The following is a 26,918-nucleotide window of genomic DNA, read 5'->3' as shown; positions in this document are numbered from 1 at the left end:
CATCTATCCACGTTCAATGAATATGATTCTCTGGTCGGGCGAATTCCCCCAAAGGCCAACGCGAACTCCCCAGACAATTCCAGAAACTGCCGTAACCTCTTTTCTTGCGATAAGTTACATCGACTCAAGACCGGTCGATCTGTACACCATTTGCACAGATCGCAGCCTGAATCCACCCATTCGGCAATGCCCGAAGAGAACGAGTCAGAAAGTCCCGTGCTGGATAACCGCAGAAGCGCACACTGTTTTTAATTGATCGGCTTGACTTGTCACGGTAGGTTTCATCAAGCAAACAACAAGGATGAGTTAAATGACGCGCGAGTACCTGTCGGTTGCTGTGTTCTTTTTGGTCGCTGCTATCTTCTTCTATTTGTTCTACCGGATCATTATCCCGTTTTTCGTCCCCATCTGTTGGGCGGCGGTCTTTGCCATTCTGTTCTTCCCGGTCTACGAGTGGATACTTGGCCGTGTGAAGTCACCCGGGCTGACTTCGGCTTTGCTATGCACAATGATCGTTTTGTTGATCATTGGGCCGATCACTTATCTGTTCGTGGCCGTCGTCGGCGAAGCAGCAACCGCGGTAACAAAAGTGAACGAGTTGTACAAAAGCGGCCAATTGGATAGCTTGCTCTCTTTCGACCTGCCTTGGGTCAATACCTTGCGCGAGGAGTTGTCGGGTTACTTCGACATGTCAAAAGTAGACCTGGATGAAATCGCACGTGACGCCATTAACAATGTCAGCGGGATACTCCTCAACCAGACCAGTTGGCTGGTGGCCAACGGCACCAAAGCGGTGTTCTACTTTGCACTGATGATTTTCACCATGTACTACTTCTTCACGGATGGTGTGAAACTGGTCGCCAAGATCAAAAAGCTGATGCCGCTGAAAGCAAAGCGAGTCGAGAGCACGGTTCGAAACCTCCGCGAAGTGATTCAGGCCACCATGTACGGGGGGGTCGTGGTTGCTCTTTTGCAGGGATTTCTGGGCGGTGTATTGTTTGCCGTGGCCGGTATCTCATCGCCCATTTTTTGGGGCGCAATAATGGCCTTTTTGGCTATCATTCCATTCGTGGGCGCCTCTATTGTCTATGTACCGGCCGGGGTAATCCTGATATTCGGTGGCTCTTATATCAAAGGGATCATAGTAATCGCAGTAGGTTTGCTGATCAGTCAGACCGACAATGTGGTCAGACCGTGGATGATCTCCGGTCGCACCGAGATGCATCCTCTAATGTTGTTTTTCAGTATCATGGGGGGGATCGCGCTGTTTGGACTCCTGGGCCTGGTGATGGGTCCCATTATCGCGGCCGTGTTCGTTACTCTCATTAAAGTCGTTGAACAACGCCTGCACGCCGATGACCACACCGAAGGTGGCTCAGGCGGGGCGCACCTGGTCAGCGAATGAACCCTTACCCAACTGCCTTGTCACTTTAGCGCTTTACAACCTCCACCAACCGGCCTACCTTTACCGCACAACAGCATCCGATTTTCCTTTTCAGGAGTGAAGTAATGAGATTGAGAGAAAACTGTATTCTGACGTTTGTGATGGCCGCCCTTACAGTCGCGAATCCTGCCCCGGAAACGGCTTCAGCCGACCCTTACGGCAACATGAAAGCCGACACCAGTTCACTATTGAGAGGGGATACCTTCGACTCGAGCATCCCTAAACCGAATGATCACCTGACCCATCCCGTCGGCGCCCGACCGGCCAGGTATCATGAGATCACCGGTTACTTTCAATTGTTGGCTCAGCAGTCCGACCGGGTACGTTTGGATGTTCATGACCGGACGCATGAAGGCCGCGATCTGTATCATCTGGTCATCTCGTCGGCTGAGAATCTCGCCCACCTTGATGAGATCAGCTCAACACTCAAAGCCATTTCCATGGGTGAGGGCACCTTTGAAGTCGACGCTTTTGAAAATCAGGTCGTGTGCGCCTGGATGGGTTATGGTATCCACGGAGATGAAACCTCGGGTCCGGATGCTGCCGTGCAACTGGCTTATCAACTGGCTGCCGGGCAGGATGAGGCTACGATGAAAATCCTCGACCGGGTGATTGTAATCATAGACGCCATGCAAAACCCCGATGGTCGTGAACGCTTCCTGTCGATGTTGACATCGTATGGCAGCAGTACGCCCAATTTCAATCCGCGGTCGCTGCAACACAACGGTGTCTGGCCGTGGGGACGAGGCAACCACTACCTTTTCGATCTCAACCGAGACTGGATACTGGTAACTCAACCCGAGTCACGAGGTAAACTCGCAACTGTTTTGAAATACTCGCCCCAATTGGTCGTTGACGGTCATGAGATGGGTGCAAACGCCACCTATCTTTTCGATCCACCGCGCGAACCTATCCATTACAATACCGCCGACAATGTCAGAAAGTGGTGGAGAATTTTCGCAGGCGACCTGGCCACAGCCTTTGACCAGCACGGCTGGCCATACTATATCGAAGACTGGCACGATCAATGGTATCCCGGCTATGGTTCATCCTGGGCAACTTTTTCAGGCGGTGTCTGCATGTTGTACGAGCAGGCGCAGGTCGGATTCGGCGCCATCAAACAGCGCGATGGATACCACTTGACCTATCATGAGGCGGTCAACCATCAGTTAACCTCGTCGGTGACCAACCTCACCACCTTGGCCGACAATCACAGTCAGATATTGACCGATTACCACCAAACCCGGATAGCCATCACTGAACAGGGACAAAAGAGCAGACTGACATACGTAATCCCGCCCGACGACGATGTCCGGAAAACGAATCGGTTTGTGTCGGCCTTGTTGTCACAAGGAATCAAGGTGGAACGTTCCACCGAGTCGTTCAGCCTGACCGGCGCCAAAGGTGTGTACGGTTCACATAAAGATAAACAACTGTTCCCCGCCGGGACCTACATTGTGCGAACGGCGCAGCCGATGGGTGGGTTGGCCAACGCGATTCTCGAATTCGATCCACATCTGGACCAGACCTTTCTCAACGAGGAACGAAAAGAACTCGAAAAACACGGTGAGACCCGAATGTACGAAGTCTCTACATGGTCCTTGCCGTTGGCTTTTGATCTGGAAGCGTGGTCCACAACCGCTCCGCTGAAGGTGGCTACGGAACTGACAGAAAAAGTGGCCTCGCCACCGGTGGGTGTGGTTGTCAATCCCGACGCACAGTTTGGTTTTATAGTTCCGATGACCGGCGAACGGACACGTCGACTTCTGGTTCGTCTGTTCGATGAGCAACTGATTGTGTACGCATCGGAGAAACCGTTCGAAATAGATGAGACAAAGTATAAGTCCGGAACGTTGGTACTGCGCCGACGCGGCAACCCGGAAAACCTGCCTGAGATACTGAACCGTCTGGCCGCCCAAACAGGCGCCATGATATTGGGTGTCAATACCGGTCGCACGAGTAAAGGGTCCTGGCTGGGTGCGACAACTTTTCGCCTGTTGGCCCGACCGAAAGTCGGAATCCTGACCGGCAACGGCATCAACTTCTATTCGTTCGGAACCCTATGGCACACCCTGGATCAGGAACTCGGCATTGATCACTCCGTTATCGATGTCGCCACCCTGACGCAAACCGACCTGTCCGGATACAACCTGATAGTTCTGCCTTCAAGCTGGGGTCGCGGATTACATCGGCAGCTCGGTAAGCAGGGTGCGGATGCCTTGAACGGATGGATGAACTCAGGCGGCACTTTGATCTGCACCGGTGGAGCGGCAGCCTGGGCCGCCGACACGGCCATCGGTTTGTCGGGCGCGCGCATGCGACGGCAGGTGCTGGATCAATTACCGCAGTTTGTCGTCGACCTCCAACGTCAGACCGCTGCCGAGGCGCCCCAGGTAGACACTATGGCCTTGTGGCATCCGGACAAAGTTGCTCCCGAGGAAACAAAGGCCGAGGATAAAGGCGCACCGTCTATGGATCAAAAGATGCGTGAGGACCACGACCAGTGGGTCAGAAGATTCCGTCCGCGCGGCGTCTACCTGCGCGGCGTGGTCGACACTGAAGACTGGTTGGCCTTCGGTGTGAACGAGAAACTGCCGGTGTTGGTCTCCACCGATGTTGCCTTGATGACAGGATCATCGGTAACCACGCCGGTCCGCTACGCTGCGGCCGGTGATGTGCGCCTATCAGGTTTGCTGTGGCCGGAAGCGCGCCAGCGTTGGGCTTCCACGGCCTGGGCAACTCGCGAAACCAAAGGCAAAGGCCAGTTGATAATGTTTGCCACCGATCCGAACTTCCGAGCCTACAACTGGGGCACCCGCGCCCTGTTTGTCAATGCCGTGCTGTACGGACCGGGGATGGGAAGTCGGACGGAACCATATCGGCGGTGACTTGATCTTAACTGAATGAACCTCGCGATTCTGACAGCCAACGATGCTATCGGTGATGATCGTTTCCGGCTTACCGATGCTCGCGCCGACCATATCCGGTCGGTCCTTAAACTCACTGCCGGTGACTCAGTTGAGGTCGGTCTGCTGGATGGCCCCCAGGGCACGGCGAAGATCGAAAGTTGCGATGATCAGGGTGTGGTTATCTTTGCCGACAGCCTCGAAAATGCACCCTTACCCGCACCGACCGTAGATATTATCTGCGCTCTGCCGCGACCGCAGACATTGAAGAAGATCCTGCTCACTTCGGCCATGATGGGCGTCAGGCGGCTCTATCTTGTCCGCGCCAACCGGGTTGAGAAGAGCTACTATCAGTCGCCGCTGTTGCAACCTGAAAACTACCGACCATACTTGCTCGAAGGACTGAGTCAGGGGAAACTGACCAGGATGCCACAGGTGACGATTCATGATCGCTTTCGAGTGTTCTTTGAAGATACCTTGAAAACTCTCTATAATGCAGCGGACTCTGCCGAACCCCGGATGCTGCTCCCCGACTCGGAGAGTTCAGCGTCATTGAGCGACGTTGTTTCAGGCGAAAAGGTCGAAACGACAACTTTGGTTGTTGGTATCGGTCCCGAGGGTGGTTGGGTGCCATTTGAAGTTGAGTTGATGGAGGGGATCGGTTTCAGACCTTTCAGTCTTGGACGATGGACATTGCGAGTTGAACACGCGGTGACGGCTGTGCTTTCGCAGTTGGAATTGTTGCGGATGAACTCTTGTAGGGCGGCACCCTCTTAGCGGTTCCGCCATCCTGAAGCGGCGAAACCAAGAGTAGCTTCGCCCAATGTACGACCGGTGCACGTCGAGCCTTCAGTAGGTCTGGAGCCCTGTGCTTCTGACATGAATGGCGGGTCCGAAGACGGACCCACCCTACGAATCTACTTCGACTGCGCTCATCATGACAAGGGTTGGCGCGAAGCGCGAGAAGGTGATCTATCACCGCGAAGGGCAAAAAACTGGCCTGCCAGTCATCCCCGCACCCCCATGTCATCCCCGCACCCCCATGTCATCCCCGCACCCCCATGTCATCCCCGCACCCCCATGTCATTCCCGCGAAGGCGGGAATCCATCTTCTCTTAAGTGGCACGTGGCGCAGCCACAAGATCACGGCTTGACCGTGTGCTTATACTGCTGGAAAAGCTTACCCCATTCGGTTTTGGAAAACTTGCGGATGATCGACTTGCCCACGGTCGGATACCAGAGCCAGTCGTGATAGATGTTCGATGCTATCGGCGCCCATGCAACTAGCGGTGAGTGCAGTGCAATCTTCTCCAGAAAACGTAGGGGACCTTTGCGCAACAACTGGTCGCCCCAGATGACCATCGAACGCTTGGTCTCAAATCCAAAATTGATCTCGGCGATGTCCTCGCCAAGTATCTCGATTTCGCCGGTTTCGGCAACACCCAAGCCGCGTTCGTGACACATACGAAGGTAGGGGATGCTCATCGGATCGAAACCCATCAGTTTTGCCGCAACGGCATCGATCGCCACCTGATCGGCCGAGGCCAGAATCAGATTCTTTCCGTGCGGTGTCATCGTGCGTGGTCCCGCGCCGTCACCACAGACAGTACCGTCCATCACGGCCAGTATCCTCGGATGTAGCTCCTTTTGCATCAGCATCAGGTCGACCAGCACTTCGTGCATGTATTTGTGGGCGTAGTGCCGCACTTCTTTGAGCAATCCGCCGAACGAGTTTTTAATCGCGCCGGTCGTGGTCGAGTGGCCGTGCGTTTTGACCGTCGGTAGGTGGATGATCTGCTTGCCGACATACATCTTGGGAATCTGAATACCTTCGGGGAAGATATCGTTCAGTTTGAGCAGTTTCTCTTTGAACTGATAGACCACCCACTCAACTTCAGGCAGGGGCGTGAACGAAAGACCATACTTATCCAGCACCGGCATCCACAGGTTGTTTTTGGCTCCCTGAATCGGATTGGTGACAACCGTTTTGTTCTCCAAAGGCAGCAGCTTGTCGACAGAGTAGCCGTCTTCGGTCATCGTCTTCACCAAGCCTTCAACCTGCCAGGGTTGCGAGGAGCAGGAGGGGAAGTACTTTGTCCAGGACAGATTGAGCTTGATCAATGTCTCCTGGGTTTGATCGATAATCGACCTATAATCGACCATCTCAAGAAGTCTGCGATAGTCCTGGACCACCCGGGTGGCATCGGTTCTGAGCACGGCGACTTTGCTACGATACATGGGCTATTTAAGTCCTTTCTTATTTCGGCGGCCAAATATACCTGTTAGACTTGTCGGTGTCAATTGGCCGGACTATACCCTTCTATTCAAGCGCCCGAATTTCACCAGAGGCCTCGACACGGTAAAACTGCCTATCCTGCCATAAGAGCGCCTGCTGGCCGCCCAATTCATCGACTCGCACATCAATACCGATCACGCGACCGCTTTGAAACGTCATGATGCTGTCTACCTGTGAATGCCCCACCACTATGTTGTCGACACCATAGAAGGCCAACTGTGAATCGACCTGCGCAACAGTCAACTGGGGGTAGCGTCCCTCCATCTCCATCATATACCCGCGATACCACAGAGGTCCCAGGCCGCCGAACAGGAGTTTGGTCGTGTCGGAAAAATAGGCGCGGGGAGATGTGTATCCGAGACCGCTTCGTACCAGGTCGTTGAACCCTGCGATATCGTAACCACCTTCCACAAATGAAGGGGCGATCCCACCGTGCACGAACAGAGTCCGATTTATCCTGAGCAGTGTCGGTTTATTGCGCATCCAGCGGCCCAATTCCATATCCGGGCCGAACAGGTCATCGTAGGGCGTGCGATTGCGTCGGGCGACGCCGTCCAGGTATCTCTGGTGGACATAGCGAAGGTCCCCCCGAATGACCATCAGTTCATGATTACCCAGGACATAATGCACGACACCGCCGGCCGCTTTGGCTTCCTGCTCGAGATGGTATATCAGCCAGAGACATTCGGTGACCCAGGCGCCCCGATCGGTGACATCTCCGTTGATCACCAGATGCCCATCGCCCCACGTCCAGTGAAGGTCGCTGTCGATTACACCTGAGTTAATAAGTATCTCGACAAATGGTTGGTACTCACCGTGAATATCGCTGATGGCCATCCAACGGGTGACGCCCTCAAATTCGGCCGGAGGAGGTTCGTCAGTGCTGGGCGGAACTACGTACTGTCCCAACGAATCTTTGCAGAAACCCTGAAAGCGAAGGGTGTCTTCCACAAGGATGTCCCGGCTGACCATCTCTTTGTCACAGTAGTAGTAGACTACCGCGTGGCCGCCATCCCGCCAGAAAACATGCGGACCATCGTCAAGTGTAATGGCTGGCTCCGAAGAGTCGGCAGGAGTCTGAGCGCTTGAGTCGGCCAGTGCCGAGGATGCACCGACAACCATGACAAACAAACCAAGTAAGGCGCATAGTCGAAATAGGCGTATCTGTTTCTGTATCATATTCACGGTGCTTTCATGCTGAGAGTTTTCGTTGCGTTCAATGTACCTGCAGCCAAGCTCCTTGGCAAGGCCATTGCACGCAACAGGCGAAGACCGGCGAGATCATATTCGTTGACCCCGTGAGTTAACTATACTAGATTGCAAAATCGAAAAACTGCCGCAAATCGATCAACCAGTACGTAAAAGGCGCTGATGAAGAATACAATCCTGCCAACCCTGCTTGGTGTCATTCTTGTCTTGTTAGCTCCCATTGCGGCAATTGCGGCTGATTCCACGCTGATCGAATTTGAGATCAAGGATCAGTTCAAGAACAAGCACACTCATGAGGAACTCCAGGACAAGGTCGTACTAATCGTGGGTCATGACAGGGGTGGCCGAAAATACAAAGCTCCCTGGGCCGAGGCTCTGTATGATTCATTGAAACCGGAGGTCGATTCGGGGAGAATTATGCAGGTTGGATACGCCGATACGCGCGGTGTTCCGTTCTTCTTGAAAGGCTGGGCACGGCGGAAAGTCCGGAAAGAAGAGGACACTTGGATGCTGCTGGATTGGAAGGGGGTCCTGGCTAAGGCCTATGAGTTTGAAAAAGGGAAATGTAATATACTCGTTTTTGATACTCAGGGTGTACTCAGACATCATCTGGCGGCAACGGAAGTGCAGCCAGTTAAACTAAACAGAGTCATTGCCCTGTTGCGAAGTTTGTTGTCGTCCGAGAAGGAACCATCAAACTAAAAGACCGACGCTGCCAATTCGGTAAGCGTGTCCGCGCCTCATTAGCAGTAGTCCGACCATCACCCGGCCTTCCAGATTTCCATAAACTCGGCAAAGTTCGGCAGGAGGTCCACAGCGGCATGAATCAGAATCACCAGCAATAGATTTCTGGTCCGGGACCACACCACTCCCAGGAACAACCCGGCCGCCGACAGTACCACTACCGAGTATCCGATGGCCAACAACAGCGACGGGGTTGCACCCACCGGCGAAAGCTCCCCACCGCCTCGCAGGAACAGTCCGGGGGCATGAGCCAGGCCGAACAGCAACGCCGCTATCAGTATTCCTGCTGTCTCGGACTGAAAGCGAGCGGCCAGACGCGACTGCAAAAGGGCGCGGAAGAAAAACTCCTCGACAAGACCAACCTCGATGCAGAGCCAGAAGTAGGTTAAGGGCAGACCACCCCACAGTTGTGCAACTGAAAACTCACCGGAGCGAATAGGCGCGGCGCCCTGCCCCACGAAGTACTGAAAGAGCAGCATGATCGGTAATATCACCAGGAGTATCCTAAACTGCTTTTTCCGTCTCCATACACCAAAACTCACTTGAAATCCGAAATCGCTCAGTGAGAATCCAAGTATCTTTTTGAATATGACAAACGGAATCAAAACAAAGAGCGCCAGTTTCTGAATCAGTACGGCTGAGAATAACAGCCGAGGGGAATCCTCAGAGACGCCCGAAAACGCACTGATCCTGTCTGTGCCGACAGCCAGAAAGAGTGTCACCAGGACGAGGCATATCAGTAGCGCTCCTTGTTCGCCTTGGTTGGCCGGCTTGAACGGTACAACCGGTTGGGCTGATAGTGATGCATAATGGGCGATTGACGGAAACAGTATTCCCAGTATCACCGCCATGCCGAGCGCCTCGCCAATCGGGAAGCTTTCAACAATCGTGATAAGGGCCAGACACAACAGATAGAGAGAGGCGTAGACCCACAGGAAGGGGCTTGTGAGTAACTTCGGAATTCGCATTATTGCAGTATACGCAAATCCACGGAATTGTTGCACAAAGCACATTTTTCATCGAACGTGTGCTTGTCAAGACTCGTACTCAGATAGATATGAGGCGAACTCAGAGAACACCGGACTGTGTTTTAATAATGATAGACCAACCCGCATCAGTTGTGGACAAACCTACAGTTATACAGGATGCTTGAATGTTCAGAAGCTACCTACTTGTCGCGCTAAGGAACCTGAGAAGGACCAAAGTCCTTTCTTCGATCACCATCCTTGGATTGGCCGTCGGCATGACCGCCAGCCTGTTGATACTTCATTACGTGACGTTCGAGCGGAGCTTCGACAAGTTTCACGCAGGCAGCGACCGCATCTACCGTCTGCGCTATGAGCGCACCGATGACTCAGGCGAATCGGTCCGCTTTGCTTCCTGTTGTCCTCCTGCGGGGGCGCGCATTCGTGGGCAGTATCCGCAGGTGGAAAACATCGCGCGGGCTTTCAAGTACGAGGCTTCGGTCTCGCGCGGTGACGAAAAGTTTCTGGAAAATCGAATGTTTTTCGTTGAACCTGAGTTTTTGGAGATACTCAAGTTCGAATTTGTCGAGGGAGACCCATCCACCGGCATCAGCGAACCAAACCATGCCTTTATCTCACAGTCGACGGCGCAGAAGTATTTTGGCGATGAAGACCCTATCGGCCAAACGCTGAGTATTGACAAGAAGACCGACTACCAGATAACGGGCATTTTTAAGGATTGCCCAAAGAACTCGCACATCAAGTTCGACTTCCTTCTGCCGTGGGAGAATATGGCGGCCAAGATGGGTCCGGAGTATACTGAGGCGTGGGGACATACCGGCGTGTACACATATCTGATTATGGAACCCGGCACTGATCCCATTGCCTTTGAGAAAAGTCTGCAACCGATGATCAATGCAGAGTGCCCCTGGCTGGCTGAATACAACATGACCATCGACCTTAGAATGCAGCCGCTGACCGACATCCATCTCAACTCGCACTTCATGCAGGAGTACGAGCCGAACGGTGATCGTGAGTCGGTCGACATTCTGGCCTTGATTGCACTCTTCATTATGATCATGGCCTGGGTGAATTTCGTCAACCTGGCCACCGCCTGTTCGGTCAGTCGGGCGCGGGAAGTCGGGATGCGCAAAGTGGTCGGCGCCACCCGTCGGCAGATCGTCGTGCAGCACTTCTTCGAATTCGGTGTCACCAACCTGATCGCTGCATCATGCGCCGTGATTCTGGTAGCGTTATTTCAGCCGGTCTTCAACTCGCTAACTGGGATGCCCGACAATATCGGGCTCTTTAGCCGCGCCTGGTTCGTTGGCGCGCTGGGTGTGATGGTATTCGTGGGCGTATTCCTTTCCGGACTCTACCCGGTTTTGGCCATGGCCTCGTTCAAACCGGCCTCGGTTCTCAAAGGAAAATGGGGAAATTCGTCGGTGGGCATCCGCCTGCGCAAAGCCCTGGTGGTTTTTCAATTCGCGGTAGGGCTGGTTTTGGTGATGGCCACGATAACTGTATTCGGGCAGGTCAGTTTCATGCGCAGTCAGACTCTCGGTTTTAACATGGATCAAACCATGGTCATCAAGGCGCCGCGCGTGAGGAACAAGGAATCCTATGGAACCGATATTGAAACACTCAAAGAAACTCTCATGTCGTTTCCCGAGATCAACAGGGTATGCCATGTGACCGAGGTGCCGGGTCGCCAGATATACTGGGACGCCGGTGGTATCCACAAAGCAGGCGAAGATATCAGCCAAAGCAAGAACTACCAGATCGTGGGTATCGACTATGACTTCGCCGATGCCTTCGAACTTGAGTTCGCCGCCGGACGAAATTTCTCCGTGGAATTCCCCACCGACAAAGAGGCCTTGATCTTAAACGAGACGGCGGTGCAGTGGATGGGCTTTGAGGGCGCAGACAGCGCGGTCGGACAGCAGGTCGAATATTGGGGCGAGATATACACGATCGTCGGCGTACTAAAAGACTATCACCAGCAATCCCTCAAAGTGGATGTCGAACCGCACATTTTTCGTCTGATGCCTTACGGTCGGGGTACGATGGGCATGATTGCCGTCAAAACCAATGTTCAGGATGTTCAGGCAACGATTGCATCAGTGCGCGGTCAATATGACAAGATGTTCCCCGGCAATCCGTTTGAGTATTTCTTCCTTGATGACTACTATCATCAACAGTACGAATCCGATGAACGGTTCGGTCGTGTCTACAGTCTGTTTTCACTTTTGGCCATTGTCATAATCGTGCTCGGCATTTACGGGCTTTCGGCCTTCAGTATCACCCGCATGACCAAGGCTATCGGTATTCGCAAGGTGTTAGGCGCCTCGGTGTCCAGTATCACCGGCATGCTGACCAGGGAGTTTGTTATACTCGGCGCTATAGCCAACATTGTCGCCTGGCCGGTTGCCTACTACTCATTGAGCCGCTGGCTTGAAAACTTCGCCTATCGTACCGAGATTGGGCTGGGAGTTTTTCTTTTGGCCGGATTTACCGTTATGGTCGTGGCCCTTGGCACCGTCAGTATGCAAGTAATCAGGGCCGCCCGCACCAACCCGGTCGACGCGATCCGCGAAGAGTGATGAATCACCCATAAATGGGCCTCATGAGCTCCGCAAGTTATTTCTGTCATACCGGGCGCAGTTGGTTTTAGCTCGTAGGTCTGTACAAGGGAAATTGAAAGGGATATTAATTGACTTAGGTCAATGACTTGCCAGGTCTGGCATCGTAGTTTCTTCGAAACTTCTTAACGTATGGAGATACAAAATGCAGGAAAGCACACTGGAAACTCCGATCGGACAGATAGTCGCAGAAAAACTCAGCCGATCACGGGTCTTTGAGCAGTACGGCCTGGACTACTGTTGCGGCGGCCATGTTCCCCTAAGTGAAGCATGCAAAGAAAAAGGGATCGACGCCGATGAGATCCTCTCCGCGCTGACCAAATCGGACGCCGAAGTGAAAGAGGTCGATAGCACCGACTGGCGCGAAGCCAGCGTGACCAAACTGGCCGATCATATCGAAGCGACCCATCATGTCTACCTTAGAAAAGAGCTTCCCCGTCTGAGCGATCTGATGGAAAAAGTGGTCAACGCGCACTCAGAGCGTCATCCGGAATTGACCAGGGTCGCGGGGACATTGAGCGCCCTGACCGCAGAGCTGACCCAGCATCTGGCTAAAGAAGAGCAAGTACTGTTTCCGATTATTCGTCAGATGGACACGACCGGCGAAACCGAATTTCATTGTGGCGATGTGGCCAACCCGATCCGCGTGATGGAAATGGAACACAACAACGCTGGTAATGCCCTGTCCGATCTCAAGTCCCTTACCAACGGGTACCAGCCTCCGGAAGATGGATGCACGACTTACCAGGCGCTATTGCAGGGCCTGGCCGAGTTGGAATTCGATATTCACCAGCATATCCTCAAAGAAAGCAGCATCCTCTTCCCCCGCGCCATCGCCCTTGAAGAGAAACTGAGACAGTGATGAATCGCTCATAAATGGGTATTGAGCGCTTCGCTCTCCTTCACCTCATGGTGAGCGATCCTTTCATGTCACCCCGAGCGCAGTCGCAGGGTGAACAGAGTGCGGACAGTTCTTCGATTGTCATTCCGGGCTTTGACCCGGAATCCAGTCTTTGTAGGGCAGGTCTCTCTTTTCTTGGAGACCTGCCGCATTTGTCAGGACCACAAGGGTCCTGACCTACCGAAGATGGCGGGTTCGAAGACGAACCCACCCTACGGGATTCATGGTTCGACTCCGCTCACCATGACATTGAGCGACCCTTCCATGTCACCCCGAGCGCAGTCGAGGGGTGCTTGTTGTGCCCGCGTGATCTTCAGGTCGCGCGGGGATGTGTGGCCGTCTCAAACCTTGTTTGGGAGGGAAGCACCAGGTAGTATAGTCACCCCCAAAGAAGCTTTGAGGGTGCCACCCGGAAGTCGAGGAGTGGGCTGAGCCACAGGAATTCATGCCTCGACTCGGCTCGGCATAACACACGGTCAAGCCGTGGGCGTCACGGTCAAGCCGTGGGCGTCACGGTCAAGCCGCCCATAAATGGGTCTCTTGCGCTTCGCGCGCAGCCACCCTCATTTCAATAGCAGGGTGGGTGGGTTCTCGACTCATCAAGGAGAGAGAGATTCCTCTTGATGCAGAACTTGTTGAGATATCTCAGACCGGCAGAAAAATCGCGGAGGAAGCATAGCCCCCCCACAAAAAAAACTCCGTTCTTTTTTATTGACATATATTCAACAGGTCGATTTAATAGAGCTTTCAGAGACATGAATATATCAGTAGGGACAAAAGAGCACAAAATGAGTGCGCAAAGCCGAAGGCGATCCAACCAAAGGAGCGTCCATGTCGGCTAATCTCCCCACAAAGGGGACCTGTTGTCCCTATCGTATTGCCTTTATTGGCCACCCGTATTGTGCGGGTGGCCTTTTTTTTGGCCAGCAGGCAAGCCTGCCATCTTGCCGCTTCGCGGCCGGTCAAGCCGCCCATAAATGGGCTTCTTGCGCTTCGCGCGTGGCAGGATCGCAGGGATCCTGCCCTACAGTTGTCGAAACCTGGCCATTCGATTTCGCTCAGGGTGAGGTTAATAGTCGCCCCTCGACTCCGCTCGGGGCCATAAATGGCTTTTTGCCGCTTCGCGGCCAGCTGCCATTCACTCAGTCAGAAGCAGGTGTTGGTCGTCGCCCCTCGACTCCGCTCGGGGTGACAAGCCAGAACCCACAGCCGCGCCCAGGCGGGGTGGGGCACCAAATCAACGGAATTACCAAAAGTAAACCATACAGAATCGCAGGGTCACTGTTGTCGCTCCTCGACTGCGCTCGGAGTGACACGGACGACTTCAATTACCCCAACCCAAAGGAGATGCTACAATGAGACACCTGGCAGTAAGCAAAGGCGAGTACATCAGAACCAGTCAGCTTCGGTCCAAAACCCTGCAAGCCGCCCGGGATTGGTTCAAGGACCATTCGTTCATGGAAATCCAGGTACCGCATATCACCGGCGCTACCGGGTCCTGCGAATGGTTCCCCAACGCCATGCCAGTTGATATGTACGACGACAAAGGAGCCGATGCCAAAATGTTCCTGCGTCAAACCGGGCAACTTTATCTCGAAGCGTTCACCGTCGCCCACAACCGGGTGTACACGATCGGTCCGTCGTTCCGCCAGGAGCGCAAAGTGACCGACCGGCACCTGTGCGAGTTCACACTGATCGAGTTCGAGGCACGCGATTTCGAACTGGCCGGATTGATGGACCATATCGAGTCGTTGATCAAGAAGATGTACTCGGCCAGTCTGTCATTGTTCGATAACGAACTGCTGAAAAGCTATGTCAATCAGCCGTTCAATCGCATCTCCTACAAGGCGGCTGTTGCCCTGCTGAATGAAAACGGCCACGAACTTGAGCACGGCGATGACCTCGGTGCGGCCGAAGAGCAGGACCTGTGCAAGATTCTCAACAACCTGCCGACCTTTGTGACACTCTACCCATCCGATCCGCGTCCCAAAGAGGGCGGTGTGATCAAGTTCTTCAGCATGAAGCGCGACAACGGCACGACGCTCTGCTGCGATCTATTGTTGCCCAACGCCGGTGAGTCGGTCGGTGGCGCAGTGCGCGAGGGTAGCTCATCCATCTGCAAGAAGCAGTTCGAAGAGTCGTACATGTACGATCACATTGTCGACAGTGGTGTCGATCCGGCGCAGTTCAACTGGTATTTCGAGATTCTGGACGAGGCCGAGGGTCAGTCATCCGGCTGTGGTATCGGGTTCGAGCGGGTGATACAATCGATCCAGGCGACCGAGCAGGAGCATGTCAGTATCAAGGCGGCGGTGGAGTTGCCGCGTTCGCCTGAGTATTTGGTGCCGTAGGTGGTGGAAAGCTAACCCACGCGATCTGAAGATCACGCGGGCACTAAGACGGACGGCGGGTTCGAGGACGGACCCGCCCTACTGGAAACTGAGCAAGAAATAAACCACCGTCTTGCGAGTGTATCGATAGCGCTTGGCAGGACATCCATTAGTACCTCTTTTGGGAGTCGGGACCCTCGCGGTCCCGACTTTTTGTCGGCCTGGCGGTGCGACGCCAGCGTGCAGCACATACGGTCAATTGCCCATTGTTTTGAGATTGCGCCGTTGAATAATCCAAACTAAATTCGGTAGTTAAACAAGCTGAGAAAAACGCAGGCTCGTCAGACCGGAGTGTCGATCTTGGAACCTGAGAATCGCGACGACGACAAGACCCGGACCTTTCAGTCATTAGGACCCGGTGTGCGCGTTGACCATTTTGGGATCGTGCGAAAACTGGGTGAAGGCGGTATGGGCGAGGTCTATCTGGCCGACGACAGCAAACTGAAACGGCAGGTCGCTCTCAAATTCCTCCCGCTCGACAGCCTGTCCAACTCCGAACTCAGAACCCGCTTCACCCGTGAAGCCCAAGCCGTGGCTGCGCTCAACCATCCCAATGTCGTTCAGGTTTTCGAGGTCGGCGAGCACGAAGGCCGTCCCTATTTCGCTATGGAATCGGTCGGCGGTCGGTCACTGCGCGAAGTGTTCGACGAGGGAATCCTATCTATCGATAGGACCATCACCCTCGTAAAGCAGATCGCCGGGGGGCTGAGCGCGGCGCACAAAGCGGGCATTATCCATCGCGACATCAAACCCCACAACATCATGCTCACGACGGACGGGATGGTCAAGATTCTCGATTTTGGCCTGGCCCGGCGCGACCTGGAAGAGGACTCCACACAGACCGCCTCGACTATCGGCACTGTCGCCTATATGTCGCCGGAACAGGTCACCGGCAAAGCGATGGACCATCGAACCGACCTGTTCTCCCTTGGAACTCTGATCTACGAGATGGTAACCGGTCATCGACCATTCGACGGCAAGTACCCGGCTGAAACAGCCAACAACATAGCCACCAATGCACCAGCGGCTCTCGACGAACACCTCACCGACGTACCGTTTGAGCTCTGGCATCTGTTATCCAAATGTCTGGAGAAAAATCCCGATTTGCGGTATCAGCAGGCCGACGAACTCCTCGCTGATATCGGTAGACTTGACCGGGAGTTAAAGGGGGGAAGCCCTGACTTGCAGACCACCCAGGTATCGACCCAGGCCGCGGGGGGGACAGACTCATTATCAGAACCTGCCGCAAATGTCCCTTCGCTTCCTATGCTACCTTCGCGAAAGGTGCTATATGTGGCTGTTGCAATTGCCGTCGGCGTGGTCGCCGCTTTGAGTTTCTGGCCCAGTCCTCAAACTGTGGCCCTGGACCGCGTACAGATATCGAGCGAGGATGCCGAGCAACTGGCCCAACAGTTCCTGGACGGCCTCGATATCAGTCTCTACGGATATCGCCTTCACACCCAGCCGAGGGTCAATCAGTATCGTCAGCGAATAATACGACAGTCGGACTTGTCGCGATCCGAATGGCTGGATCAGGAAACATGGGAGCCGACCTTCAGGTATCGAACGATCGCGGCCAGTGCCGATCATCAGGATCGCTTCTATATAGTGATCGACGCAACCGGCCGGATCGACTCGGTGTTCCATGTGATGCGACCGGATTTTGTCCCTGACTCGATATCGTCCGACTCGGCGTCAGTTCTGGCTTTGGGTCTGGCCAATCAACTGTTCGGAGCGGAACTGTCCGGACTGACGCTGCTGCCGATTATCGAATCTGATGCCCAGGGGCGACCGAAAAGGGAGTTCCGATGGCGCGCATCAGACACTCTTGCCGGCGGCCTCACTCCGGTAGCATCACTCACTCTGGCCGGTGCCACCTTAGTCAAAGCTGCCAGTTCACTTGAGATTCCACCGATGCTGTCGCGAAGTATGGCTGACGAACAGGAGATTGGAATACTGTTCGCGGTGGGCATCTGTGTTATCGGCTTGTTCTTTACCATTTTCATAGCTGTGCGCAAAAAGTGGTTCAGGGTACCACCTTTACACCTGTATGTCGCCCTGGCGGCCTTGCTTTTGGTAGATCCGCTGGCCGAAACAGGCTTCTTTCGTTATCCGTACTTTGAGAGTGGGATTGGCGAAATGTTGGAGCAGATGGTGGTGGCGTTGCTACTCAGCGCAACCATTGTCGGGCTGGCGGCGTTTCTCTTGATCGGAGTCGCCTACAGTGTCTTGAGGAATACGCGGCCTGACACTTTGTCGGGCGTGATGGAAGCGATGACCCTGAGATTTCCCGGACAAGTCTGGGCGCGATGTGGCGCCATAGGATTAACCATTGGTGCCCTGGCCATCTTTCCACTTTTGCTAAAAGGAATCGTACTGCGACTTTACCAAGTTGATATCTATCCCTTCTATGGAGAAGACCTGCTGGTTACGCTCCTGCCGCGGATTGGGAATCTGGCCTCCCAGGTGGTGGCAATTACTACCGTTATACTCGTCGGGCTCGCTGTAATCGTAGTGCTGAAGCAGTATTTGAAGCTGGGCAACTGGATCTGGGTCGTGTGGATTGTTTTGTGCCTGGCCGCAATTTGGGATCAAGGCTCGGGTCCGCCGGAGGCCGCAAATCTTGTCGGCGTGATCTCGCTCTTGAGCGTGGGAATCATTCTCTGGTGTTTGTTCAGGTACGGAATTCTCGCCGGACTTGTCGCTGATCTTACGGCGGAGACCCTGGAAAGCGGCTACAGGTTGTTGTACACACAAGACAATTACTACCAAATTATGGGCGGTGGGATTCTGGTTTTGTGGCTGGGGCTTCTGATAACCACTCTCTACTTTGTCGATTTCAAACTCCCACGACAAGCGACGGCGGTTGACTGACCCACAACAACTCCATCCTGAGTCACCCAAACCTCATGCTGAGCGGAGTCGAAGCATGAGCGGAATCGAAGCATGCCGTCGGGCATCATTGGTGGTGTTGGGCGACTCCGCCCGACACCTGCTGCACAACCTAAATGTTGCGCTGGGTCCTTCGCGCCGCAGGCGGGTGAGACCCGGCGCTACGCTTAGTAGCCCCAGTAGGTCGGGACCCTTGTGGTCCTGACACGATCAAGCCGTGTTTTTCTTGATTTGGCGGGTCCCGAAGACGGACCCACCCTACTTCTTGCTTTGGTGATTGAGCGTGGGCCTACAAAGGCATCTCAACGATGCGGTAACGTTTGTACAAGTCAGCCCCCATCTGTTCGATAGCGCTACGCATCAACTCGTTGGTCTCGAGTATCCAGGACAGTTCCCCCCAGCGATAGCCACGCTCGATACCACGGTTGAACACGTCCACATAAAGGATCGAATCCAGACCACGCTTGCGGAAATCCGGCACCACACCCATGGTCATCACGCGAACGCCGTCGATTTTATTGCTGATCTTGGTGTGCCAGAGAAGTTTGAAAACACCGCTCGGCATCAACTTCCCCTTTAGATGGATCAACGCCTGGTTGACATCGGGCACGGCCATCAAAAAGGCCACCGGTCGATCCTCGTGCTCGGCGATGAACAACAGTTCCGGTTCGACAATCTGCTTGAGCCCTTTGGCCAGATAGGTGAACTCGTCTTCGTTCATGGGCACAAAACCCCAGTTGTGCTCCCAGGCTTCGTTGTAGATGCGCCGGATGCGCTGCACCTCGTTGGCGAAGTCGTTCATCCTGATATTGCGAAAGGTCACGCCCGAACGTTTCCTGAGTTTTTCGACAATCTTCTGGACGCGGTCGGGAATAGGGTTCTCTTTGGTCAGCTTGTAAGCCAGGAGGTCCATCCCTTTCTTGAGCCCGAATTTCTCCGCCAACCGAGGCAAGTACGGTTTGTTGTAGGTCATCATGATCACCGGCGGCGAGTCGAAGCCTTCGATGAGGAAACCGCACTCATGATTGGTGGAGAAACTGACCGGTCCCCGCATCCTTTCCATTCCTTCGCGCTTCAATTCGATCATGGCTGTCTTCAGCAGGGCCGAGGCAACCTCGAAATCGTCCACGCACTCAAAAAAACCAAAGAACCCGGTTTGCTCTTCATGAACTTCGTTGTGGGTGAAATTAACACAAATGGCGATCCGTCCGGCAAGCTCACCGTCGCGTTCGGCCAGAAACAGTTTGGTTTTGGCAGTTTTATAGAATGGGTTTTTGTCGCGGTCGAAGAATTCGAGTCGTTCCGACTTGAGCGGCGTTACGTAGTTGGGATCACCTTTGTATAGTCGATTTGGCAGGTCGATAAAATCGTTCAGATGGGCCGACGATTCTACTTCTAAGATGTTGACGGTAGCCATGGAGTTTAGGAGATTAGTCCCTTTTCGCGACCGACTTGGGCCACGATTTCAACGACCCGGTCAAGATGCTCGTCGGTGTGCGTGGCTGTGTACGAAGTGCGTATCATCGCCTGCCCCGGCGGCACCGCGGGCGAGACAACCGGGTTGGTGAATACACCGCGATCAAACAGCGCTTTCCAGAACTCGAACGCCTCGATGTCACCGCCGATCACGATTGGCACAATCGGGGTCTCGGTACGACCGACATCAAACCCGAGACCTGCGAACTCCCGCTTCATCCGATGGGCGTTCTTCCAGAGATGTTCGCGCCGCTCCGGTTCGGTTTCGATAATGTCCAGGGCCGCCAGCACGGCCGCTGCGTTGGACGGCGGAATCGAGGCTGAAAATATCAGCGCCCGCGCGGTATGTTTGACCCACTCGATCACGGCCGCATCGGCCACAATGAAACCACCCAGCGAGGCGAACGACTTGGAGAATGTGCCCATGGTGATATCAACTTTGTCAAGCAAACCGAAATGCTCGGCCGTACCGGCGCCGGTCTCACCGAGTACGCCGACCGAATGGGCATCGTCGACCATCACGCGCACATCATAGCGCTGAGATACCTCGACCAGGCGCGGTAGGTCTATGATGTCGCCCTCCATCGAGAAGACACCGTCGACCACCACCAACATACCGCCGCGATGGCCGTTATTGACCACGTTTTTGACGACCCGTTCATAGTCATCGATATCGTTATGGGCGAACTTATATATCTTGCCGTAGGAAAGACGAGTACCATCGACAATACAGGCGTGATCCTGCCGATCAATGAAGACCGCATCACTCTTGCCGACCAGCGTGGAGATAGTACCCAGATTGGTCTGGAATCCGGTTGAGAAGACCAGGGCCGCCTCACGTTGCATGAATTTCGCCAGCCGGTGTTCAAGCTCAATATGCAAATCCAGAGTGCCGTTGAGAAACCGTGAACCGGTGCATCCGGAGCCATACTTGAGAGCGGCGGCGGCGGCGGCTTCTTTTACTTTGGGATGGTTGACCAATCCGAGGTAATTGTTGGATCCGATCATGATGCACTCTTTACCATCGATCACGACCTCATTACCGGGCGCCGATTGGACGGGACGGAAATAGGGGTAGATGCCCAGGTTGCGAATATCCTGTGGCGTTGTGTACTGGAAGCACTTTTCGAACAGGTCGGGGCACTTGACCCCGGTCTTTTCTTCGGGCGGCAAATCGGCTCCTTTCTCCGGGTTCTGCGGACAGCCGATTAAAGCACTTTTGAGTACAATTGTCAAGATTTTAGCCGCCTGCCCGCGGGCCAAAACCAAGTAGTTAAAAGTAACCCGGCGCATCGCGTAACACGCCGGGCTTTGTTAGTACCGACATCGGGCGCAGACACGAACGTCTGCCGCCCACGGAACAGAGTGGTTTAGGTCATTTCAATAACACCATCTTCCTGGTGTCGGTGAAGTCACCGGCGGTCAGTCGATAGAAGTAGACACCGCTGGCGAAGCCTGAGGCATTCCAGTCAAGGCGTTCGAAGCCGGGACCGGAGTGGCCGCTAAACGTCTTCACCATCTGACCCAGGCTGTTGTAGATCACCAGTTCATAGTCCACCGGCTGAGCCAGGGCGAACGATATCGTAGCGACCGGGTTGAACGGATTCGGGTAACTGGGATACAGCGCGAACTCATCCGGCACCAATTTGGTCGTCACCGGAGTGCCGTCATAAGTAGCCATCTCCAAAATCATCACGTTGCCCTCGACACCGCCAAGGAAGTCACCTGAGAAGCGTCGATCTTTCTCCAGACTAAAGACCAGTATGCGAGTAAGATTATTATCCACGTCGTACTGGTACTTCATCTCCATCGACTCAGCCAGCAGTCGCGGCGTGATAGAGTTTTCGACCACGACGTATGCCGCACCCATATCGGTATTCACAGACAACACGCCGTTGACAAGATCGGCGTCGGCTGTTACCGGTGAGAGTTTCGGATAGGGCAGAGCATCGCCGGTGATGATGCGAACGAGGTAAACGAAATCAGCTACTGACAGCGTGATACCGTCGGCGTTGACATCGGTCGCCGCGATATAGGCCTCCACTGGTGGCCCTATAGGCCAGCATCCGCCGCCGATCACGAACCACCTGCCGAACAGCACGGCGTCGGCGACTTCGTTGGGCACACCGTTGAGGTTGATATCGCCGCGAGCATCGATCGAGTCGGCGCAGACGATGTCAACACCGCCGTTGACAAAGCAGGTCAGGCGGAATGGAGACGGTTTATTCGGGTCCGGGTTCAAACAGTAATCCGGAGCACCCACATACGGTATTCTCTCATCTTCCGGGAATTGATCGTCATCGTCTTCATCCCAGATCAATCTGCCGTCGTAGTCGTGAATGAGGCGGTCCAGATACAACACGCCGCCATCCTGGCTTGAAATGGTGTTGTCACCACAATCACCCCAGAAGAACCAGATCGGCACATACTGGCACTCGAAAGTCCGGTCGTTGGTGACCAGGAATGTCATCGTGGCCAATTCGTGCGGATCACTGTCGGGCACACCATAACATGACGGGTGATTGGGTCCGTTGTTGGTCTCGGCCAAACCGAAAATACGGACCATCCCTGATGGACAGGCGTCGCCGCAATTACCGAAGGGTCCGAAGCGATAGGTGAAGTACTCCCATCCGCAGCCGTCCGGCGCGGGATCATAAAAGGGCGGTCCGGGCGTGGCCGATTGCAGACCCAGGGCTGAAGCGTCGTAGGCCACCAGGACATCGAAACCACCCATGGGGAGGTTTAAGCCCACAATCGTAATGGAGACATCTACGAACTGTCCCTGAAACGTGTTGTGTGTCTTCTCGATGGCGAGTTGGGCCATCCAAATAGTCACGGAGAATTCCGCATCGCAGGAATTGCCGCTTGAGTCGGTGCAACGCATCGTCACGTCGTAGGTTCCGTTGCCGGGCGGGGTGTAGCACCACGACTGATTGCCAACGATTTCTCCGGGGCCACCAACGACAGTTATGGTCGAATTGGGATCGCAGTTGTCCGTGCAGGCTACCGGCAGGCAGATTTCCGTGGGGGTGCACAGGAAGATCGTGGCGTCATCGGGCGGGATACAGACCGGAGAGGTAGTGTCAACCACCGTCACCGTGGCCTGGCAGGAACTGGATAACAAGAAATTGTCGCTGACCGTCAGGGTGACCAGGGTTTGACCCAGTGGGTACGGACCGGTGGGGACCTGCACGATCATGATGGGGTCGCCGTCCGGATCGTAGGAGCCGTTGTCAATCGAAGCCCAGGCGAGACAGTCGGCATCGGCGTAGACCGTGACGTCTTGGCAGCTTGCGATAGGCGGCTGATTGACATCCGACACGAATTGGAACTCGCCTCCGGAGGCTTCGGCCAGGTAGCGGAAGAACTTCAGGCCTTCGCTGTCCCGACCGGTGCCACCGTCAAGACCACTCGCGTCGGTGGCAAGTGCGTCCATCGGTGTGCGGCTCTCATCTTCTGGGTCGGTTCCGCTCTTCAGAATCGGCAGGCCGAAGTAACGTGCATAGATAATTCCTTCAGCGATGAGTTCATCGGCCACACACTCCTGATAGTCTCCACAGTTCGAGCCGGGATCACCCGGATCGCATCCATAGTCCCAGTCAATACCGGTTCCTGTACCTGCTATCACGTCAGCCGGGTCATCCGGGAAGTTGATCAGATCGCTGTAACAGGGGCCGGTAACGGTATATTCTGAGCTCCCGATTTCCGAATAATTCTCGTTTCCATCGGTGTAGATATAGAGATTTCCGAATCCCGGCGTGGAGGCGCCGGCCAGAACATCAGCCGCTTCGGAAATGGCATCGGCTAACGGCGTCATATTGCCGGTCCCCAGAGCCTCAACAGCAGTGATATCAGCCAACACGTTGGTCAAATCCGTCCGCCAGGGTTGCCCAGCCACGATCACGTTATCGGTTTCGAAATGACCTACCAGTACCGATACCCCCGGATGATTCTCGTAGATTTCCTCGGCGTCTTGTCGGGCATATTCGATCGCCACTTCAAACCTAGTGCGACCGTCAGCCGTGAGGAGTGACATCGAGCCGGTTCTGTCGATCAGCAGGACCGCTGCCTCAAGGTCATAGCCGTCTCGGCCGTCAAGCAGGTCCGTGCCGGTGGCATCCGGGTCGAGCCACTCTCGCAGACGATTCGCCGAACTGGTGCCGAAGTCCATTGATTGGCTGAATTTCCCATAGTAATCGGGCTGGCTCATTTGTGTACAGGATGCCCAGCCTCCATGAAGCTGACCAACAATCCGACGATTAGGATCAAAGAGCGGTGAACCGGACGACCCGCCCTCCGTGGTACCGTCAGTCCATACTATTCGCCAATGACTGGTTCCTGAACCGGAGGACCCGAGGTAATCGGCGGTAGTGGTGCCGCTGGTGGAAAACGATATCTTCTTAATATCACCTCTGGGGTGATGGATACCGGTGGCCGAGGTCTGGGTTTGGTTGAGAGCATTCCAACCGGCGTAGTACACTCTGTACAAGGGCGGGATCGCCTCGTCGATCTCAACCAATCTGACGTCAGAATTAGCATTGACGGCTCTATTGGTAGAGCCCGACACCGTCATGTAGGTAGGCCCATCCTCGTTGATACAGGTGGGGCTCTGGTAGTTAAACATGAAAATCCAGGTTCCGAAGCCGGTACCACAGTGCTCCGCGGTCAAGAAATACTGTCTGTCGGCGCCAGGTTCATTATTGACCAGCGAACCCGAACACCACCTGGTCCCGCCGGCCAGTTGAATCATTGCTACCGAGCGTTTTTCATTATGCCAAGGGTCACCTTCCGGGCAGTTTACATTGTTGTTGCAGGTGCCCGCATCTCCGTAGTTTCTTAAGAAATCTTTGACCGTGCTCCAATGGAAAATATCCTTGTAGCCGTGTACAACACGCTGGATACTGATAATCCCGGGTTGCTCGACGTCGGCCGGTTCATGGTATTCCAGGATGGTCACGTCCCCTTTGACCGGCCTGGTGGCGAATTGGCGGTATTCTTTGTTGTTTTCCTCAGTAAAGGCGCCTATCACCATACTGCGGTCTTCGTTGTAAACGAACAACCGGGCGCCTTTGGGCAGCCAGAAATCATCGTAGATGAGGTTAATCGAGAAGGCGCCGGGGCATTCGATGCGAAAGCGCCATAATCTGCTGCCGTCGGACAAGTCTTCCCAACTGCCCGAATTATCGAGGTCATAGTGTACATCGTACCCGTAACCGAATCGGAACGGGTAGCCCTGCTCCTCTTGTATGCTATCCTCCACTAAGAGGGCCGGGATATCAATCGGCGGCATTGATACAGGCTGAAGTACAGCCCTGGTGGTAATGCCAAAACTCACGGGAACACCCTTTTCTTCTATCTGAGCGAACGCACTGGGTATCACCCAGATCGCCAGCAGCGATACCGTGAGGATGGTTGAGAGTTTACCGAATCGCATGGTAACCTCCAATGGTTAGTGTTACTGCCCGCGCCGTCGATCCGCTCAGCAAAGAAGTACCTGCGACTGGAGGATCGCGGTCCGACTGTGAGCACGTGCATCTATTCTGTAGAGTTTGTCCGTTGATTTTGGCGAACCATGCCGGTCCCCCGAATCTACCCGTATCCGAGCGTAAGCTCCCGTCGATTTCAGTCGAATACGTCGACGAAGCCCACGCCTCATCAATCGATAGCTCTCTCGTTTGCCTCCTTTGGGTTGGTAGTTCGCTTATCATTTGGAGATTGAACTCCTTTGTTCTGTTCCTCACACGACAGCCGGTGATCGACGATTGACCGCTACGGTCCGACTCGCCCCCCGACCATGCCCGCAACGCGACGGAGTCTGACCAGGACATAGCCGTCGGTTCTGGAACCTCGGCCGATCCGGTCTTTTCTCTGGTGTCCACTGTGCCCTTCATGTCTTAGCCCAATACTCGACCAGTACCGACGCTGCTGTGATTCCGGCACGACAACGTCTATCTCGACTGGTCACCTACAGGTCTGGATTCAGGGATGCCGTTTGATGGCCTGGCGAGTTGTGCTGACGAGATGTCCTGGCGTGATGTTTAAGCGAAGATGGATTCCCAGTTCCGTCCGCACACAGCTTAAGGAACTGGGAGCTGCTTGTCAAGGACTATTTTGTCTTTTTTAGCCGCTTGGAGCGCCTTTACAGGCTATCGGTCAGGCGGCTCGCGGGGGGCCGAACGGCCCCGAAGCTTACTGGCTGGGGATGGTCCAGGTCACAGCCGTGAACGGATCGAATGCGAAGTGATGATACTTGAGACTTCCGTCATCGTTGTAACTCTCAGCCTCAGACCACGATCCGAATTCGATGGTCGTGCCCAAGGGGAAATAGGACCCTAAACCTGAAATCTTGTACCGGACTACTACATGGTCGTAACCCTGTCCGCCAAGTCCTGCTTCACCGTAGAGCTGTTGGTTGTGCAGGTGGACATCGTGGTTCGAAAAATCCCAGTTAGCGTAGACCATACTGTGTTGGCCATAGGTGAAGCCAACAGCAAAGAAAATATCGACTCCCCAGACACCCTCACCATTGGCACCGGTGTCCAGATCGTTGTCGGAGTTGAGTGCGATATTCATCCCCTGGTTGGTGACGTTCTGGTGCTCGATCTCGCCCGATGAATCGATAACCACCGTTTCACTTGGAATGACGCCTGCAAAATCGACGCGCATGTACAAGAAGCCGTTGTCGACGCCGAGGATTATCTGTGTCACGTCAACCGAGGGAAACGGTACCGGTTCCGAATAGGGTGGTCCGTCCTGCCAGGTCGGCAACCCCACTTGATCGTCGGTGCTGTCGGCAAAAGTGTCGGTCAGGATGGCATCGAGATTGGCCGGCCATTCTTCGTCGTAGCTGAAATCGATCGGGCCGCTGCCTGTGCCCGTGTCTTTTTCACAGCCCCAGACAAACATGAGGCTGAGGGCAAAGATAAGAGAAAAAGCACGAATTGCCATTTCCGAATTGGTGTGGGGAATTGTCTTTTGGTAGATCGTCCGCACAGGTGATACTCCCTTTTTTGTAGTTATCGGGAGTTTTACCCAGAGATTGACTGGTGAGCA

General features: G+C 54.4%; 15 protein-coding genes. 8 read left to right on the top strand and 7 right to left on the bottom strand.

What is annotated here, in order from left to right; genetic code table 11:
* Window positions 1-310 precede the first annotated feature (310 nt).
* The 3 genes from OEV49_11260 to OEV49_11250 all read left to right on the top strand — a co-directional run bounded on the left by OEV49_11260 (window position 311) and on the right by OEV49_11250 (window position 5,127).
* Window positions 311-1,405 carry an AI-2E family transporter gene (locus OEV49_11260; GenBank protein MDH3891652.1) on the top strand — a complete coding sequence of 365 codons (1,095 nt, stop codon included), beginning with the start codon at window positions 311-313 and terminating at the stop codon, window positions 1,403-1,405.
* Window positions 1,406-1,509: 104 nt separating this feature from the next.
* Entirely contained in the window at window positions 1,510-4,332 is a 2,823-nt protein-coding gene (locus tag OEV49_11255; protein MDH3891651.1) for a M14 family zinc carboxypeptidase, read from the top strand.
* A gap of 15 nt (window positions 4,333-4,347) precedes the next feature.
* Entirely contained in the window at window positions 4,348-5,127 is a 780-nt protein-coding gene (locus OEV49_11250) for a 16S rRNA (uracil(1498)-N(3))-methyltransferase (GenBank protein MDH3891650.1), read from the top strand.
* A gap of 366 nt (window positions 5,128-5,493) precedes the next feature.
* Here OEV49_11250 and OEV49_11245 read toward each other — a convergent pair whose 3' ends face one another.
* Both OEV49_11245 and OEV49_11240 read right to left on the bottom strand, forming a co-directional pair.
* The gene (locus OEV49_11245; GenBank protein ID MDH3891649.1) at window positions 5,494-6,588 is read right to left on the bottom strand and encodes a DUF362 domain-containing protein; all 1,095 of its coding nucleotides are present in this window, start codon (window positions 6,586-6,588) and stop codon (window positions 5,494-5,496) included.
* An 82-nt stretch (window positions 6,589-6,670) separates the two neighbouring features.
* Entirely contained in the window at window positions 6,671-7,825 is a 1,155-nt protein-coding gene (locus OEV49_11240) for a metallophosphoesterase (GenBank protein ID MDH3891648.1), read from the bottom strand.
* Between the two features lie 192 nt (window positions 7,826-8,017).
* Here OEV49_11240 and OEV49_11235 point away from each other — a divergent pair, with 192 nt between their 5' ends.
* Window positions 8,018-8,557 (top strand): YtfJ family protein, encoded by a 540-nt coding sequence (locus OEV49_11235; GenBank protein MDH3891647.1) that lies wholly within the window; start codon window positions 8,018-8,020, stop codon window positions 8,555-8,557.
* A gap of 59 nt (window positions 8,558-8,616) precedes the next feature.
* Here the strand turns inward: OEV49_11235 and OEV49_11230 are convergent, their stop codons facing one another.
* Window positions 8,617-9,567, bottom strand: coding sequence for a CPBP family intramembrane metalloprotease (locus tag OEV49_11230; protein ID MDH3891646.1), 951 nt, complete (start codon window positions 9,565-9,567; stop codon window positions 8,617-8,619).
* Window positions 9,568-9,752: 185 nt separating this feature from the next.
* On the opposite strand from OEV49_11230, the gene OEV49_11225 reads away from it, so the two are divergent.
* From OEV49_11225 to OEV49_11210, 4 genes are all read left to right on the top strand, one after another.
* Window positions 9,753-12,167, top strand: coding sequence for an ABC transporter permease (locus OEV49_11225; protein ID MDH3891645.1), 2,415 nt, complete (start codon window positions 9,753-9,755; stop codon window positions 12,165-12,167).
* A 184-nt stretch (window positions 12,168-12,351) separates the two neighbouring features.
* Complete coding sequence (gene ric / locus OEV49_11220; protein MDH3891644.1) at window positions 12,352-13,068, top strand: iron-sulfur cluster repair di-iron protein; 717 nt, start codon at window positions 12,352-12,354, stop codon at window positions 13,066-13,068.
* Between the two features lie 1,394 nt (window positions 13,069-14,462).
* A complete protein-coding gene (locus OEV49_11215; protein MDH3891643.1) occupies window positions 14,463-15,458 on the top strand; it encodes a hypothetical protein in 996 nt (331 codons plus the stop codon).
* Between the two features lie 339 nt (window positions 15,459-15,797).
* A complete protein-coding gene (locus tag OEV49_11210; GenBank protein ID MDH3891642.1) occupies window positions 15,798-18,371 on the top strand; it encodes a serine/threonine protein kinase in 2,574 nt (857 codons plus the stop codon).
* A 307-nt stretch (window positions 18,372-18,678) separates the two neighbouring features.
* On the opposite strand, the gene OEV49_11205 is transcribed toward OEV49_11210, so the two are convergent.
* The 4 genes from OEV49_11205 to OEV49_11190 form a co-directional block, all read right to left on the bottom strand.
* Complete coding sequence (locus tag OEV49_11205) at window positions 18,679-19,806, bottom strand: N-acetyltransferase (protein ID MDH3891641.1); 1,128 nt, start codon at window positions 19,804-19,806, stop codon at window positions 18,679-18,681.
* 5 nt (window positions 19,807-19,811) lie between these two features.
* Complete coding sequence (locus OEV49_11200; protein ID MDH3891640.1) at window positions 19,812-20,999, bottom strand: pyridoxal phosphate-dependent aminotransferase family protein; 1,188 nt, start codon at window positions 20,997-20,999, stop codon at window positions 19,812-19,814.
* A 241-nt stretch (window positions 21,000-21,240) separates the two neighbouring features.
* Window positions 21,241-25,299 (bottom strand): T9SS type A sorting domain-containing protein, encoded by a 4,059-nt coding sequence (locus tag OEV49_11195; GenBank protein MDH3891639.1) that lies wholly within the window; start codon window positions 25,297-25,299, stop codon window positions 21,241-21,243.
* 755 nt (window positions 25,300-26,054) lie between these two features.
* Entirely contained in the window at window positions 26,055-26,858 is an 804-nt protein-coding gene (locus tag OEV49_11190; protein ID MDH3891638.1) for a hypothetical protein, read from the bottom strand.
* Window positions 26,859-26,918 lie beyond the last annotated feature (60 nt).

The organism is Candidatus Zixiibacteriota bacterium (genome assembly GCA_029860345.1).
Taxonomy (GTDB): Bacteria; Zixibacteria; MSB-5A5; order GN15; family FEB-12; genus JAJRTA01.
The sequence above is the reverse complement of the archived record's forward strand: the minus strand, read 5'-3'. Positions and strand labels throughout refer to the sequence as shown.

Excerpts from the sequence above, each read along its gene's own strand:
- ric (MDH3891644.1), top strand. The coding sequence starts at position 12,352 with ATGCAGGAAAGCACACTGGAAACTCCGATCGGACAGATAGTCGCAGAA.
- OEV49_11260 (MDH3891652.1), top strand. The coding sequence starts at position 311 with ATGACGCGCGAGTACCTGTCGGTTGCTGTGTTCTTTTTGGTCGCTGCT.
- OEV49_11250 (MDH3891650.1), top strand. The coding sequence starts at position 4,348 with ATGAACCTCGCGATTCTGACAGCCAACGATGCTATCGGTGATGATCGT.
- OEV49_11245 (MDH3891649.1), bottom strand. The coding sequence starts at position 6,588 with ATGTATCGTAGCAAAGTCGCCGTGCTCAGAACCGATGCCACCCGGGTG.
- OEV49_11215 (MDH3891643.1), top strand. The coding sequence starts at position 14,463 with ATGAGACACCTGGCAGTAAGCAAAGGCGAGTACATCAGAACCAGTCAG.
- OEV49_11225 (MDH3891645.1), top strand. The coding sequence starts at position 9,753 with ATGTTCAGAAGCTACCTACTTGTCGCGCTAAGGAACCTGAGAAGGACC.
- OEV49_11195 (MDH3891639.1), bottom strand. The coding sequence starts at position 25,299 with ATGCGATTCGGTAAACTCTCAACCATCCTCACGGTATCGCTGCTGGCG.
- OEV49_11230 (MDH3891646.1), bottom strand. The coding sequence starts at position 9,567 with ATGCGAATTCCGAAGTTACTCACAAGCCCCTTCCTGTGGGTCTACGCC.
- OEV49_11205 (MDH3891641.1), bottom strand. The coding sequence starts at position 19,806 with ATGGCTACCGTCAACATCTTAGAAGTAGAATCGTCGGCCCATCTGAAC.
- OEV49_11235 (MDH3891647.1), top strand. The coding sequence starts at position 8,018 with ATGAAGAATACAATCCTGCCAACCCTGCTTGGTGTCATTCTTGTCTTG.
- OEV49_11255 (MDH3891651.1), top strand. The coding sequence starts at position 1,510 with ATGAGATTGAGAGAAAACTGTATTCTGACGTTTGTGATGGCCGCCCTT.
- OEV49_11240 (MDH3891648.1), bottom strand. The coding sequence starts at position 7,825 with ATGATACAGAAACAGATACGCCTATTTCGACTATGCGCCTTACTTGGT.